This is a genomic window from Aliivibrio sp. A6 (assembly GCF_028765505.1).
GTDB lineage: Bacteria > Pseudomonadota > Gammaproteobacteria > Enterobacterales > Vibrionaceae > Aliivibrio > Aliivibrio finisterrensis_A.
Genome location: NZ_JARACR010000006.1, coordinates 39943 through 54076, shown reverse-complemented (window position 1 = coordinate 54076; position 14134 = coordinate 39943). Strand labels below are relative to the sequence as shown.

The 14134-nt window shown below is 41.0% G+C and carries 12 protein-coding genes; 11 read left to right on the top strand and 1 reads right to left on the bottom strand.

The features are described from left to right. Window positions 1–3: 3 nt before the first annotated feature. The 11 genes from murE (at window position 4) to lpxC (ending at window position 13530) form a co-directional block, all read left to right on the top strand. A complete protein-coding gene (gene murE, locus PVK70_RS05585; protein ID WP_130047130.1) occupies window positions 4–1485 on the top strand; it encodes a UDP-N-acetylmuramoyl-L-alanyl-D-glutamate--2,6-diaminopimelate ligase in 1482 nt (493 codons plus the stop codon). After that, entirely contained in the window at window positions 1482–2840 is a 1359-nt protein-coding gene (locus PVK70_RS05580; protein ID WP_130047129.1) for a UDP-N-acetylmuramoyl-tripeptide--D-alanyl-D-alanine ligase, read from the top strand. The genes murE and PVK70_RS05580 overlap by 4 nt, the downstream gene beginning before the upstream one ends. Further along, window positions 2840–3922: a phospho-N-acetylmuramoyl-pentapeptide-transferase gene (mraY, locus tag PVK70_RS05575; protein ID WP_130043969.1), complete on the top strand. Its 1083-nt coding sequence runs from the start codon at window positions 2840–2842 to the stop codon at window positions 3920–3922. Before PVK70_RS05580 ends, mraY begins: the two co-directional genes overlap by 1 nt. Before the next feature lies 1 nt (window position 3923). Further along, window positions 3924–5246, top strand: coding sequence for a UDP-N-acetylmuramoyl-L-alanine--D-glutamate ligase (gene murD, locus PVK70_RS05570; RefSeq protein WP_130047128.1), 1323 nt, complete (start codon window positions 3924–3926; stop codon window positions 5244–5246). A 2-nt stretch (window positions 5247–5248) separates the two neighbouring features. Next, the gene (ftsW, locus tag PVK70_RS05565; protein WP_130047127.1) at window positions 5249–6445 is read left to right on the top strand and encodes a cell division protein FtsW; all 1197 of its coding nucleotides are present in this window, start codon (window positions 5249–5251) and stop codon (window positions 6443–6445) included. After that, window positions 6435–7499, top strand: coding sequence for an undecaprenyldiphospho-muramoylpentapeptide beta-N-acetylglucosaminyltransferase (gene murG, locus PVK70_RS05560; RefSeq protein ID WP_130047126.1), 1065 nt, complete (start codon window positions 6435–6437; stop codon window positions 7497–7499). Before ftsW ends, murG begins: the two co-directional genes overlap by 11 nt. A gap of 17 nt (window positions 7500–7516) precedes the next feature. Then, window positions 7517–8980, top strand: a complete 1464-nt coding sequence (gene murC, locus PVK70_RS05555) for a UDP-N-acetylmuramate--L-alanine ligase (protein WP_130047125.1) — start codon at window positions 7517–7519, stop codon at window positions 8978–8980. A 228-nt stretch (window positions 8981–9208) separates the two neighbouring features. Continuing rightward, the gene (locus tag PVK70_RS05550) at window positions 9209–9949 is read left to right on the top strand and encodes a cell division protein FtsQ/DivIB (protein ID WP_242504741.1); all 741 of its coding nucleotides are present in this window, start codon (window positions 9209–9211) and stop codon (window positions 9947–9949) included. Window positions 9950–9963: 14 nt separating this feature from the next. Next, window positions 9964–11226, top strand: coding sequence for a cell division protein FtsA (gene ftsA, locus PVK70_RS05545; protein WP_130043975.1), 1263 nt, complete (start codon window positions 9964–9966; stop codon window positions 11224–11226). Window positions 11227–11259: 33 nt separating this feature from the next. Continuing rightward, entirely contained in the window at window positions 11260–12507 is a 1248-nt protein-coding gene (ftsZ, locus tag PVK70_RS05540) for a cell division protein FtsZ (protein ID WP_130047123.1), read from the top strand. A 105-nt stretch (window positions 12508–12612) separates the two neighbouring features. Further along, complete coding sequence (gene lpxC / locus PVK70_RS05535) at window positions 12613–13530, top strand: UDP-3-O-acyl-N-acetylglucosamine deacetylase (protein WP_130043977.1); 918 nt, start codon at window positions 12613–12615, stop codon at window positions 13528–13530. A gap of 67 nt (window positions 13531–13597) precedes the next feature. Here the strand turns inward: lpxC and PVK70_RS05530 are convergent, their stop codons facing one another. After that, a complete protein-coding gene (locus PVK70_RS05530; RefSeq protein ID WP_242504740.1) occupies window positions 13598–14068 on the bottom strand; it encodes a DUF721 domain-containing protein in 471 nt (156 codons plus the stop codon). Between the last annotated feature and the right edge of the window lie 66 nt (window positions 14069–14134).

Genomic DNA, 14134 nt, shown 5'->3' with positions numbered 1-14134 from the left:
GTGATGATGCAGTTATCTGAATTACTGTTGCCGTGGTGCGAGTTAAATCAATCTGTGGCAATTTCATCTATGACATTGGACAGTCGCCAAGTATCTCCTGGCTGTTTATTTGTAGCAATTAAAGGCCATGCAGTGGATGGTCGCCAATTTATTTCATCAGCAATTGAACAAGGTGCTGTTGCGGTTATTGCTGACGCTGATGAAGATAATATTACTGGTACAGTAAAGGTTATTGATAACGCTGTTGTTGTCTATATTGATTCTCTTTATACGAAGTTAAGTGCGATTGCAGGAGCTTTTTATCAAGCGAATAAGAGAAGCATGCAACTCGTCGGTATTACTGGTACTAATGGTAAAACGACGATTTCTCAGATCATTGCGCAATGGACGACTTTATTAAATCGACCAGCTGCTGTGATGGGGACTACGGGTAATGGATTATTGTCGGACCTTAAACCTGCCTTGAATACAACGGGTAGTCCAATTGAAATCCAACAAACACTGACTGAGCTTGAAAATATCGGAGCTAAACTGACGGCACTAGAAGTGTCGTCTCATGGTTTAGTTCAAGGGCGTGTTAATGCGTTATCTTTTGATGCTGCCGTATTTACGAACTTAAGCCGTGACCATCTTGATTATCATGGTGATATGGAAAACTATGCTGAAGCTAAAAAGTTACTTTTTACTTCTCATCGCCCAAAAAACTCAATCATCAATGCGGATGATCAAGTGGGCTGCCAATGGCTAAAAGAGATGCCTCATGCCGTCGCCGTTTCTTTAAATGAAGAAAGCCTATCTTTTCATTCTGGTAAGAAGGTATTTGCGACATCGGTTGTTTATTCAACCGAAGGCATTCAACTTTCCGTTTCTTCAGATTGGGGAAATGTTGCTTTTTCAGTGCCTTTAATTGGAGCATTTAACGCAAGCAATATTCTCGTTGCTTTCGCGACACTTCTTTCTCTTGGTTATGACATCAATGCTTTAGCTCAAACTGCACCTCAGTTGAATGCAGTTATTGGCAGAATGGAACTGTTTACTGCTGATAATAAAGCTAAAGTCGTAGTGGATTACGCGCATACACCTGATGCTTTAGATAAAGCGTTGCAAGCATTACGTGTTCACTGCGAAGGTAAGTTGTGGTGTATTTTCGGCTGTGGTGGCGATAGAGATACAGGTAAACGACCAATGATGGCAAGTATTGCTGAGCAACAAGCGGATGTGGTCATTCTTAGTGATGATAACCCTCGTTCAGAAGATCCAAGTTTAATTACTGATGACATGTTAGCTGGGTTAAAAACACCAGAATTAGCACATGTTATTCATGACCGTTTTAAAGCCTGTCAGTTCGCACTATCTCAAGCGAATGAAAGCGATATCATTTTACTCGCAGGTAAAGGGCACGAAGATTATCAGGTGTTAGCCGATAAAACCGTTCATTACTCGGATCGTGAAACGGCACAAAAATTATTAGGGTTACAAGCATGATAACGATGTTACTTAGTGAAATAGCAAAAGCGTGTGACGGTCACTTGGTTGGGACGGATTGTCAAATATCATCAGTATCAACAGACAGCCGACATATTGAGGCTCAAGGGCTTTTTGTTGCTCTTATCGGTGAACGCTTTGATGCTCATGATTTTATTCCCGCAGTACAAGAGCAAGGTGCCACCGCGCTTCTTGTATCAAAAGAAGTTGATACATCACTTCCTCAAGTAATTGTTTCTGATACGCAAAAAGCGCTAGGCTTAATGGCGAAACACGTACATCAGGTTTGTCATACTTTTACGTTTGCCTTAACAGGCAGTTGTGGCAAAACCACAGTAAAAGAGATGCTCGCTTCTATTTTGACTCGCACTGGTGAGGTGTTGGCAACCGCTGGAAACTTTAATAATGAGATCGGCGTTCCGTTAACGTTATTACGCTCTCAACCAAGCAATGATTTTGCCGTTATCGAATTGGGTGCAAATCATCAAAATGAAATCTCATACACAACTCAATTAGCTCAACCCAATGTTGCTCTGGTTAATAATATCGCGGCAGCGCATTTAGAAGGGTTTGGTTCAATTGAAGGGGTAGCGAAAGCAAAGGGTGAGATTTTTGAAGGGCTACAAGAAAACGGAACCGCTATTTATAATTTAGATAGCAATGGCCTACCAAAATGGTCTTCGCTATTTGAAGGTAAACAAGTCGTTAGTTTTGCTATGAGTAACTCTAGTGCCGATTTTTATGCTTCAAATATTGAAATAAATGGCATGGGTGAACCAAGCTTTCAAATCAATACACCTCAAGGAAGTACTCAGGTTTCTTTAGGCATTATTGGCAAGCATAATGTAGTCAATGCAGTTGCTGCTGCGGCTTTAGCTATTCAAGCTAACGTGTCACTAGATGATATTCAACAAGGGCTACAACAGTTGGGTAGCGTAAAAGGACGTGTTGCCGTTGAAACGTTAGGCTCTGGTTTGAAGGTTATTGATGATACTTACAATGCCAGTGTTCCAGCAATGAAGGCTGCAGTGGATTTACTGGGTGGGTTCGAAGGCCAACGCTGGCTTGTTTTAGGTAATATGGCAGAGCTAGGTGAAGAAAGCCTTGCACTTCATCGTGAAGTTGGGGAATATGCTGCCCCATATCAATTTGAGCAAGTCGTGACATTTGGTGATGACACAAAAGTGATCAGTGAGCTATGTAATGGCCGCCATTTTGAAACGCGTTCTGATTTGAACGCCTACTTACTTAAAGAATTACAATCTATTAAACATAATGAGGTTACCGTGCTAGTTAAAGGTGCCAACAGTTCACGAATGAGCGAAGTGGTTTCTGCTCTTAAGGAGTGTCAATAATGATTATTTGGTTATCCAATTTTCTAGAGCAATATTTTCCATTTTTCCGCCTATTTGAATATTTAAGCTTTAGAGCCATTTTAAGTATTATCACAGCATTAACCATTTCTCTTTGGATGGGGCCGAAATTAATTAAATGGTTACAGAACCTACAAATCGGTCAAGTTGTACGTGATGACGGTCCTGAATCGCATTTCAGTAAACGTGGTACACCAACCATGGGCGGTATCATGATTCTTACTGCGATTACGGTGACTGTGTTTTTGTGGGCAGATCTGACAAATCCTTATGTATGGGCAGTGATGTTTGTATTGTTAGGCTATGGCGCGGTTGGTTTTGTTGATGACTATCGTAAAGTTGTTCGTAAAAACACCGATGGTTTGATTGCTCGTTGGAAGTACTTTTGGCAGTCAGCAATTGCGTTAGTGGTTGCTTTTGCTTTATATGCTTACGGTAAAGATACGGCTGCAACACAGTTAGTGGTTCCTTTCTTTAAAGAAATAATGCCTCAACTTGGCCTTGCTTATATCCTTCTTACTTATTTTGTTATTGTGGGTACAAGTAATGCGGTGAACTTAACCGATGGTCTTGATGGTTTAGCTATCATGCCTACGGTATTCGTTGCTGCTGGTTTTGCCTTTATTGCATGGGCTACTGGTAATGTACAGTTTGCGAATTACTTACATATTCCACACATCCCACAAGCAAGTGAATTGGTGGTTGTGTGTGCTGCGATTGTTGGGGCGGGTTTTGGTTTCTTATGGTTTAACACATACCCAGCACAAGTATTTATGGGCGATGTAGGTTCATTAGCGCTTGGTGGTGCATTAGGTACGATTGCGGTGTTAGTTCGTCAAGAGTTCCTATTGGTTATCATGGGTGGTGTATTCGTTGTTGAAACCTTATCGGTAATTCTTCAAGTAGGTTCATATAAACTACGTGGTCAGCGTATCTTCCGTATGGCACCAATCCATCACCATTATGAGTTAAAAGGCTGGCCAGAGCCTCGCGTTATTGTGCGTTTCTGGATTATTTCTATGTTATTGGTTCTTATCGCATTAGCGACATTGAAGGTACGTTAATATGAGTGGTTTTGGTGGTGTGAAAAATGTTGTAGTGGTTGGCTTAGGCATGACAGGTTTGTCTGTTGTTAAGCATTTACTGAGACAGCCTGAAGCGTTAACAATTAAAGTGATTGATACTCGTGATACACCACCAGGCCATGACCAATTGCCTAAAAATGTAGAACTGCATTCAGGAGGGTGGCAACAAGATTGGCTGATTAATGCTGATCTGATTGTTACTAATCCTGGAATCGCCTTAGCTTCACCTCAACTTATACCTGCGATTGATAAAGGGATTCAAATTGTTGGTGACATCGAGTTATTTGCTTGGGCTGTGAATGCACCTGTTATTGCGATTACCGGTTCTAATGGCAAAAGTACGGTGACTGATCTCACCGGAGAAATGGCAAAAGCGGCTGGAGTAAAAACAGCCGTTGGTGGAAATATTGGTTTTGCAGCTCTTGATTTACTAGAGCAAGATGCAGAACTTTATGTTCTTGAGCTTTCGAGCTTCCAACTTGAAACAACCTCTACATTAAAACTGAAAGCGGCTGCATTTTTGAACTTATCTGAAGATCATATGGACCGCTATCAAGGCATGGCTGATTATCGTCAAGCTAAGCTGCGTATCTTTGATCATGCAGAGGTAGGTATTGTTAACCGTGACGATAAACAAACTTACCCTGATGTTGAAAAAACAGTAAAAAGTTTTGGGTTTGATCAAGGTGATTATGGCTGCATTGAAAAAGATGGCATTGAGTATTTAGCTAAAGACTCAGCGCCAATTATTGCAGCGAGTGAATTAGGGTTAGTTGGAAAACATAACATAGCAAACGCCTTAGTCGCTATCGCTTTACTTGATGCCGTGGGCATAGATATTAAATCTACACTCGATACATTAAGAACTTACAATGGATTGACACATAGATGTCAGGTTGTCGCTGATAATGGCGGTATTCGTTGGGTTAATGATTCAAAGGCGACCAATGTGGCAAGTACGTTAGCCGCATTATCTGGTTTAAACATCGATGGAAAGCTGCACCTATTGGTTGGTGGCGTTGGTAAAGGTGCTGATTTTTCAGAGCTCTCTCCGGCATTAAAAGCGCTTGATTTAATGATGTATTGTTTTGGAGAAGATGGTCCCCAATTTATTCCATTAGACCCACGCTCTGGCTTATTCCAAACTATGGATGAAGCATTAGCATCCCTTTTTCCAACACTAAATGCAGGCGATATGGTGATGCTTTCTCCTGCGTGTGCAAGTTTTGATCAGTACGCAAATTTCATGGCTAGAGGTGATGCTTTCACTCAACTAGCAAAACAGTATTCAGCTGAGAGTTAATTTTGATAATTGATCGTATTAAACAATGGGCATCTCCAGTTCAAGACTGGTGTTTAACTCCATCACCTAAAGTCATGTTTGATCGTCAGTTGGTTTGGATTGCACTTGGTTTGATGCTTACTGGATTGGTAATGGTTGGTTCAGCCTCTTTTCCAATTAGTACGCGTTTAACGGATCAGCCATTTCATTTTATGATGCGACATATGCTATTTGTATGTTTAGCGCTTGGTGCCTCATCAGTAGTATTACGAATTAAACTGGATGATTGGTTGAAATACAGTATGTTGCTACTGTTTATTTCATTTGCATTATTGGCCGCTGTTTTAGTGGTGGGTAAATCTGTAAATGGTGCCGCTCGTTGGCTACCTTTAGGAATTTTTAACTTACAACCCGCTGAGGTTGCAAAGCTTTCTTTATTTGTTTTTATCTCTGGTTACTTAGTACGTCGTCACGGTGAAGTTCGCGATAGCTTTAAAGGCTTTGTAAAGCCTTTAGTTGTTCTTATCGGTCTTGCTTTCTTCTTACTATTGCAACCTGATTTAGGAACAACCATTGTAATGTTTGTTACTACCATTGGAATGTTATTTATTGCTGGAGCTAAGTTATGGCAATTTATCGCACTTGTAATGAGTGGTATTTCGTTAGTGATTGTTTTGATCATTGCAGAACCTTATCGTATGCGTCGTGTCACCTCTTTTTTAGACCCGTGGCAAGATCCATTTGGTAGTGGTTATCAGCTGACTCAATCTCTGATGGCTTTTGGGCGAGGAGGTTGGTTTGGGGAAGGTCTTGGTAACTCAATTCAGAAGCTAGAGTACTTACCAGAAGCGCATACTGACTTTGTTTTTGCGGTTATTGCAGAAGAATTAGGGTTTGTAGGTGTTACTCTTGTTTTAGTATTAATTTTTGCGTTAGTACTAAAAGCGTTACTTATTGGACGTAAATGCTTGCAGCATGATCAGCGTTTTGGTGGATTCTTAGCTTTTGGTATTGGTATTTGGTTTGCTTTCCAGACTTTGGTAAACGTAGGTGCAGCGGCGGGTATCGTTCCAACCAAAGGGCTAACGTTGCCACTCATCAGTTATGGTGGTTCCAGTTTAATTATTATGTCGATAGCGGTGTCGCTGCTTATTCGAATTGATCATGAATGTCGGGTCTTTTTAGAAAACGAGCTTCCACGGAGCGAAAATGAAGAATAAAAATAAACGTTTATTAGTGATGGCTGGTGGTACTGGTGGGCACGTGTTTCCTGGTTTAGCCGTAGCGAAGCAACTTCAAAGTGAAGGTTGGGAAATTCGTTGGCTAGGAACAGAAGACAGAATGGAGGCGGATTTAGTCCCAAAACATGGTATTGAAATCGACTTTATTAAAGTAAAAGGGTTGCGTGGGCAAGGTATAAAAAAATTGCTTGCCGCACCGTTTCAGATTTTAGGTGCAATTTCTCAAGCAAAAAAACACATTAAAGCGTGGCAGCCTGATGTTGTTCTTGGTATGGGTGGCTATGTAAGTGGGCCAGGCGGTATTGCTGCATGGTTATCTGGCATTCCAGTGGTATTGCATGAACAAAATGCCGTTGCAGGGTTAACCAATCAATGGTTATCTAAAATTGCAAAACGGGTTTTTCAGGCGTTTCCAGGAGCATTCCCAAATGCTGAGGTCGTCGGAAATCCTGTACGTGAAGATGTATGCCAATTGCCTCACCCAAAAGAAAGATTTGCAGAGCGATCTGGCCCTATTCGTTTGTTAGTGATGGGGGGAAGTCAAGGTGCTCGCATTCTAAATACGACCTTACCAGAAGCGTTACCCCAGCTAAATCATGCTATTGAAATTTGGCATCAAGCAGGTAAAGGTAATCAAGAAACTGTAAATCAAGCTTATAAGGATAGCGGTATTGCAGATGCTAAAGTGACAGAGTTCATTGATGATGTAGCAGAAGCTTACGCATGGGCTGATGTATTAGTTTGTCGTTCGGGTGCATTAACGGTATCTGAAGTTTCGGCAGCTGGGGTTGGTTCTGTATTTATTCCTTTTATGCATAAAGATCGCCAACAAGCATTAAACGCAGATCATCTCGTACAGTGTGGCGCAGCGCAAATGATTGAACAACAAGATTTAACAGTTCAAGGTTTGGTTGATACACTGAACGGTTTAGAACGAAAAGAATTAGTAGAAATGGCATGTAATGCACGTAAGGCTGCGATTATTGACGCTGATGTACGTGTTGCCAATGCGATTAAAGACCTCGCAAAATAAAAGAATTGAGATTTAGAATGATAAAAGATCAGAAACTGCAATTAGCTGAAATTAGAACCATGATCCCTGAAATGCGCCGAGTTGAATGCATTCACTTTGTCGGCATTGGCGGTGCGGGCATGAGTGGTATTGCTGAAGTACTTCTAAACGAAGGCTATAACATTAGCGGTTCAGATATGGCTGAGAATACAGTTACGGTTCGTCTAGCTCAAAAAGGAGCGACGATCTTTTTTGGACATCAAGCAAGTAATGTAGAAAAAGCCAGTGTAGTGGTTGTATCTACAGCAATTGATCCAACGAACCCTGAAATTGTTGCAGCAAAAGAACATCGTATCCCTGTTATCCGTCGTGCTGAAATGTTAGCGGAACTTATGCGCTACCGTCACGGTATTGCGGTTGCAGGTACGCACGGAAAAACGACAACAACAGCATTAACCACGCAGATTTATTCAGAAGCAGGGTTAGATCCAACGTTTGTAAATGGCGGCTTGGTGAAAAATGCAGGTACAAATGCACGCTTAGGTTCTAGTCGATTTTTAATTGCAGAAGCGGATGAGAGTGACGCGTCATTCTTACACTTACAACCTATGGTAAGTATTGTTACCAATATTGAAGCTGACCACATGGATACTTATGGTGGTGACTTTGAAGTATTAAAACAAACGTTTATTGATTTTCTTCATAACTTACCATTCTATGGTCAAGCGGTAATGTGCATTGATGATAATGTGGTTAGAGAGTTATTACCGCGAGTCAGTCGTCAAGTGATTACCTATGGTTTTTCAGAAGATGCTGATGTGCGTTTAATTAATTATCGTCAAGTTGGTCAGCAGAGCTTCTTTACGGTACAGAGAAAAGATCGTACTGATTTAGATATTATTTTAAACATTCCAGGTAAGCATAATGCGTTGAATGCAACCGCAGCTATTGCCGTAGCAACAGAAGAAGAAGTAGAAGATGAAGCGATTCTATCTGCACTTTTAAACTTCGAAGGTGCAGGGCGTCGTTTTGACCAACTTGGAGAGTTTGAAACAGGTAATGGCTCAGCAATGTTAGTGGATGATTATGGTCACCATCCGACAGAAGTTGATGTAACGATTAAAGCAGCGCGTGCTGGCTGGGCTGAAAAGCGCCTTGTTATGATTTTTCAACCGCACCGTTATAGCCGAACCCGTGATTTATATGATGATTTTGCCAATGTATTGGATAATGTTGACGTATTAATCATGCTTGATGTGTATTCTGCTGGTGAAACCCCAATAGCAGGGGCAGATGGAAGATCACTGTGCCGAACCATTCGTGGTCGAGGAAAAATTGATCCTATCTTTGTACCAAATATTGATGCATTACCTCCAGTGTTGGCAAATGTGATCCAAGAAGGTGATCTCGTGCTTACTCAAGGTGCTGGAGATGTAGGTAAATTAGCAAAACAATTAGCTTCAATGAAACTAAATATTGAAACTATGCGTGAGTTTGGGTAATTATTGTTTAATTAGTTAGAACTTCTAATAAAAATACGAATAATGAGATAGAATCCTTATTGTATTAATAATATCCTATTAGAAGTTGGGATAGAGGGACTTTGAGCCCTATACTTATTAGATGAAATTTGTTTTATCGCCATTAAAGTATAATAAATTGGTTTAGTTTATTGTAGATGGCGTTATATATTGGCTCTGTTGTGAAAGAATATGATTAAGACGATCAAAATGAATACTTCATTTGATAAAGAAAAATTAAGAAAACACCTTCCTGGTGGGCTCTTTCTTTCTTTAGTCGTAATTATTTCATTATGGCTTGTTATCTCAACAGTGAGTTGGATGACAGATGAAGACAGATTGCCTTTATCTCATATGATTATTCAAGGTCAATTAAAACACATTACGGCAGATGATATTCGAGAAGCCATTGATTCAATGGATTCTATTGGGACGTTTATGACCCAAGATGTGAATAAATTGCAAGATGCATTATTGTCTTTGCCTTGGATCGCCCAAGTTTCTGTTCGTAAGCAGTGGCCTGAAACGATTAAAGTGTTCGTTGTTGAGCACCAACCTGAAGCAACTTGGAATAACAGCGTTATTGTTAATCCTGAGGGCGTTGTATTTAATGCGCCAATGAGCGATTTATTAGAGCCAAAACCCGCTTTATTTGGACCAGAAACGAGCAGTAAAGAAGTGCTTGCCTTTTGGCATCAGTTACAAAAGCAATTTGCCCCGTTAAATATTACGGTTCGCAGCGTCGCATTGACAGACAGATTGTCTTGGCAAGTTGTTTTAGATAACGGTATACGACTAGAGCTTGGTCGTGATGCCAGAGAAGAAAGAGTCAATCGTTTTGTTGCTCTATATAAGCAATTAACAAATAAAAAGAATTCGATAGATTATATAGATCTTCGTTACGATACAGGTGCCGCCGTTGGGTGGAAGCCTGATGATGTTGAAGATTAAAGAAGAGAATTGACATGAGTAAAACGCCAGAAGGCAGTATTATTGTTGGTTTAGATATCGGTACAAACAAAGTATCAGCGTTAGTTGGTGAAGTTTTACCTGATGGCCAAGTGAGCGTTATTGGCTCTGGTTCATGTCCCTCAAGAGGAATGGATAAAGGTGGTGTGAACGATCTTGAATCGGTAGTCAAATCGGTTCAAAGAGCGATTGATCAAGCCGAATTGATGGCTGAATGCACCATTACCTCCGTGTTTATTTCTTTATCTGGTAAGCATATAGCCAGCCAAATAGAGAAAGGAATGGGGTCTATTTCTGAAGAAGAAGTAACTCAAGATGACATGGACAGTGTTATTCATACAGCAAAATCAGTAAAGATTGGTGATGAACAACGCACCTTGCATGTGATACCTCAAGAGTTCTCCATTGATGTGCAAAAAGGCATTCGAAACCCTATTGGATTATCGGGAATGAGAATGGAAGTAAGTGTTCACCTTATTACTTGTCATAATGATATGGCGCGTAACATCGTAAAAGCAGTAGAGCGTTGTGGCTTGAAAGTTGAGCATGTTATATTCTCAGGATTAGCATCAAGTAATGCTGTTATTACCGAAGATGAGCGTGATCTTGGGGTTTGTGTTGTTGATATTGGTGCAGGTACGATGGATATTGCCATTTGGACTGATGGCTCATTGCGCCATGCTGAAGTACTTCCTTATGCCGGTAACGCAGTAACCAGTGATATTGCTTATGCCTTTGGTACACCTTTTAACGATGCTGAAAAATTAAAAGTTAAATACGGTTGTGCCATTAGTGAGCACATTAATCGTGATGAAACGGTCAATGTTCCAAGTGTTGGTGGTCGACCATCAAGAAGTTTACAGCGAAGAATGCTAGCGGAAGTTATCGAACCGAGGTATTCTGAACTGCTAGGCCTTGTAAACCAGCGTATTCTTGCAATTCAAGATAAATTACGCGCTGAAGGAACAAAGCATCACCTTGCTGCTGGTATCGTATTAACTGGTGGTGGGTCGCAGATTGAAGGTTTGGTAGATTGCGCTGAGCGTGTTTTCCAGACTCAGGTTAGGATAGGTCAACCTTTAGAGGTTGCGGGCCTAACTGATTATGTAAAAGAACCTTATCAAGCAACAGCGGTAGGACTTTTACATTACGGTAAAGAAAGTCAGCTGCATGACGATGAAGATTATGTGCCAAGTAAGCACCAATCTTTCACAACCGTAATAAAGAAATTTAAAAATTGGATACTAAAAGAGTTTTAACCTGAAGCGAACAGGAAGAAACGGAGAGAACAGATGTTTGAGCCGATGATGGAAATGTCCGACGACGCAGTAATTAAAGTTGTTGGTGTAGGTGGCGGTGGCGGTAATGCTATCGAGCACATGGTACGTGAGTCAATTGAAGGGGTTGAATTCATCAGTGTAAATACTGATGCTCAAGCACTTCGCAAGACAAGTGTAAATACAGTAATTCAGATTGGTGGAGACATCACAAAAGGCTTAGGTGCTGGTGCAAACCCGCAAGTAGGTCGTGATGCTGCTCTAGAAGATCGTGAAGCACTTAAAGAAGTACTTGCTGGTGCCGATATGGTATTTATCGCAGCGGGTATGGGTGGCGGTACTGGTACTGGTGCGGCACCAATTATTGCTGAAGTAGCAAAAGAGCTGAACATTCTAACCGTTGCTGTAGTTACAAAACCATTTAGTTTTGAGGGCCGTAAACGTCTTGCTTTTGCTGAGCAAGGCATTGAAGAGCTATCAAAACACGTTGACTCGTTAATTACGATTCCAAACGAAAAGCTATTAAAAGTTTTAGGTCGTGGCATCACTTTACTAGAAGCATTTGCAAAAGCGAATGATGTTCTACGTAATGCGGTTCAGGGTATTGCTGAGCTGATTACTCGTCCTGGTATGATCAACGTCGATTTCGCCGATGTTCGCACTGTTATGTCTGAAATGGGACATGCAATGATGGGTAGTGGTATCGCAGTGGGTGAAGATCGTGCTGAACAAGCAGCGGAAGAAGCGATTTCAAGTCCATTACTTGAAGATATCGATCTTGCTGGTGCGCGTGGCGTTCTTGTAAACATCACTGCTGGTCTAGATATGCGTCTTGATGAATTTGAAACTGTTGGTAATACAGTTAAAGCATTCGCATCAGATAACGCAACGGTAGTTATTGGTACGTCTCTTGACCCTGATATGACTGATGAGATCCGTGTTACCGTTGTTGCTACAGGTATCGGCACTGAAAAAAAGCCTGAAATCACGTTAGTGACAAATAAAGCAGCAGCACCAACTCAACCAGTGGCAACACCGGCACCAGCAGCGCAACCTGTTGTTCAAACACCTGTACAGCCAAAAGCCGCAGTTGTTGAACCAACAGTAGAGAAAGCGGCACAAAATGTGCAAGCGACTAAACCTGCTGCATCATCAACGTCACCAGCAGCTGGTGTGCAAAATGCGGGTGCAGCACAAGCTAAACCAGATCAAAAAGAAGATTATTTGGATATCCCTGCGTTTCTACGACGTCAAGCTGACTAATTAATCATCAAACGATTTGGTTTTATAGAAATTTGTGTGCTAAAATGTCAGACCAGTTCTTAGAATTGGTTTGAAATCAAGCATATTTATAGTTGAGATGAGCATATGATCAGACAACGTACACTGAAAAGTATCGTACAAATGACAGGCGTGGGTTTACACTCAGGCCGTAAAGTTACGCTTACTCTTCGTCCAGCAGCTGCAAATACAGGTGTTATTTATCGTCGTACAGACCTTAATCCACCAGTAGATTTCCCTGCGGACCCAGAGTCAGTACGCGATACTATGTTATGTACAGCGTTAGTTAATGATGAAGGCGTAAGAATCTCAACGGTTGAGCACTTAAATGCTGCACTAGCAGGCATGGGCATTGATAACGTTGTTATTGAAGTTGATGCTCCTGAAATTCCTATTATGGATGGCAGCGCAAGTCCTTTTGTTTATCTTTTACAATCTGCGGGTATTGAAGAACTTAATACAGCGAAGAAATTCATTCGTATTAAGAAACCTGTTCGCATTGAAGATGGTGATAAGTGGGCGGAAATTCGTCCATATAACGGCTTCCGTTTAGATTTCACTATTGACTTCAATCACCCTGCGATTGATTCTGATGACCAAAAGTTAGTGTTTGATTTTTCAAGCCAATCGTTCATCAAAGATATCTCTCGAGCTCGAACTTTCGGGTTTATGCGTGATATTGAGTACTTGCAATCACAAAACCTATGTTTAGGTGGTAGTTTTGATTGTGCAATCGTACTAGATGATTACCGTATTCTAAATGAAGACGGGTTACGTTTTGATAATGAATTTGTAACGCATAAAGTTCTAGATGCTGTAGGCGACCTATATATGTGTGGTCATAGTATCTTGGGTGAATTAAGCGCTTATAAATCAGGTCACGCTCTGAATAATCAGTTACTTCGTGCTGTTCTTGCTGATCAAGAAGCATGGGAGTGGACAACCATTGAAGATGAGCAAGAGTCACCAGTTGCATTTATGCAGCCAGGAATGGTACTTGCCTAGTCCATCATCAAATTAAAAAAGCCAAGCAGTTTGCTTGGCTTTTTTATATCTAATATATTCTTACTTCTTACTTCTTATTCGCTAATGCAGCTAGGCTTTCTAAGCGTTTTTTTAATTTAGGAGAGGCAGTTTCTGCGACCATTTCTAATGCGCTTGCCGCCGCTGCAGATAGCTCGCGTTTTGCTTGTTTCTCTGATTTATAAACGGCCGGTTTTTCACCGACAAAAGATCGAGCGAGATCAGGATTGATCTTTACTTCTAAGTTAGAAAGCCCTGGTAAACCATGTTTTCGAAAAGCGGATAAAATAGAGATTCTTTCATAATTAATCCGAGTTGCCCAAACGCTGCTCGATACCTCGATCACTAAAGATCCTTGGCGATAATTTGCCACACGGCAATGATCTTCACACCCTTTAGGTAGCGCATCTTTTAGTACATGCGACAGCTTAGATAAAATAATCGCTTTTTCTTGCAGATCTTTAAAGCGGGTATTATTAAAAAAATCATTTGCAGGTTGGGGTCTGTGGTCTCGCATCATCAGGAATTCTCACAACAAGGGCGTTATTTAATAGGGTTTTATCAAAGAAAAAGTCATAAATGCCAA

Excerpts from the sequence above, each read along its gene's own strand:
- murE (WP_130047130.1), top strand. The coding sequence starts at position 4 with ATGATGCAGTTATCTGAATTACTGTTGCCGTGGTGCGAGTTAAATCAA.
- PVK70_RS05580 (WP_130047129.1), top strand. The coding sequence starts at position 1,482 with ATGATAACGATGTTACTTAGTGAAATAGCAAAAGCGTGTGACGGTCAC.
- mraY (WP_130043969.1), top strand. The coding sequence starts at position 2,840 with ATGATTATTTGGTTATCCAATTTTCTAGAGCAATATTTTCCATTTTTC.
- murD (WP_130047128.1), top strand. The coding sequence starts at position 3,924 with ATGAGTGGTTTTGGTGGTGTGAAAAATGTTGTAGTGGTTGGCTTAGGC.
- murG (WP_130047126.1), top strand. The coding sequence starts at position 6,435 with ATGAAGAATAAAAATAAACGTTTATTAGTGATGGCTGGTGGTACTGGT.
- murC (WP_130047125.1), top strand. The coding sequence starts at position 7,517 with ATGATAAAAGATCAGAAACTGCAATTAGCTGAAATTAGAACCATGATC.
- PVK70_RS05550 (WP_242504741.1), top strand. The coding sequence starts at position 9,209 with ATGAATACTTCATTTGATAAAGAAAAATTAAGAAAACACCTTCCTGGT.
- ftsA (WP_130043975.1), top strand. The coding sequence starts at position 9,964 with ATGAGTAAAACGCCAGAAGGCAGTATTATTGTTGGTTTAGATATCGGT.
- ftsZ (WP_130047123.1), top strand. The coding sequence starts at position 11,260 with ATGTTTGAGCCGATGATGGAAATGTCCGACGACGCAGTAATTAAAGTT.
- lpxC (WP_130043977.1), top strand. The coding sequence starts at position 12,613 with ATGATCAGACAACGTACACTGAAAAGTATCGTACAAATGACAGGCGTG.
- PVK70_RS05530 (WP_242504740.1), bottom strand. The coding sequence starts at position 14,068 with ATGATGCGAGACCACAGACCCCAACCTGCAAATGATTTTTTTAATAAT.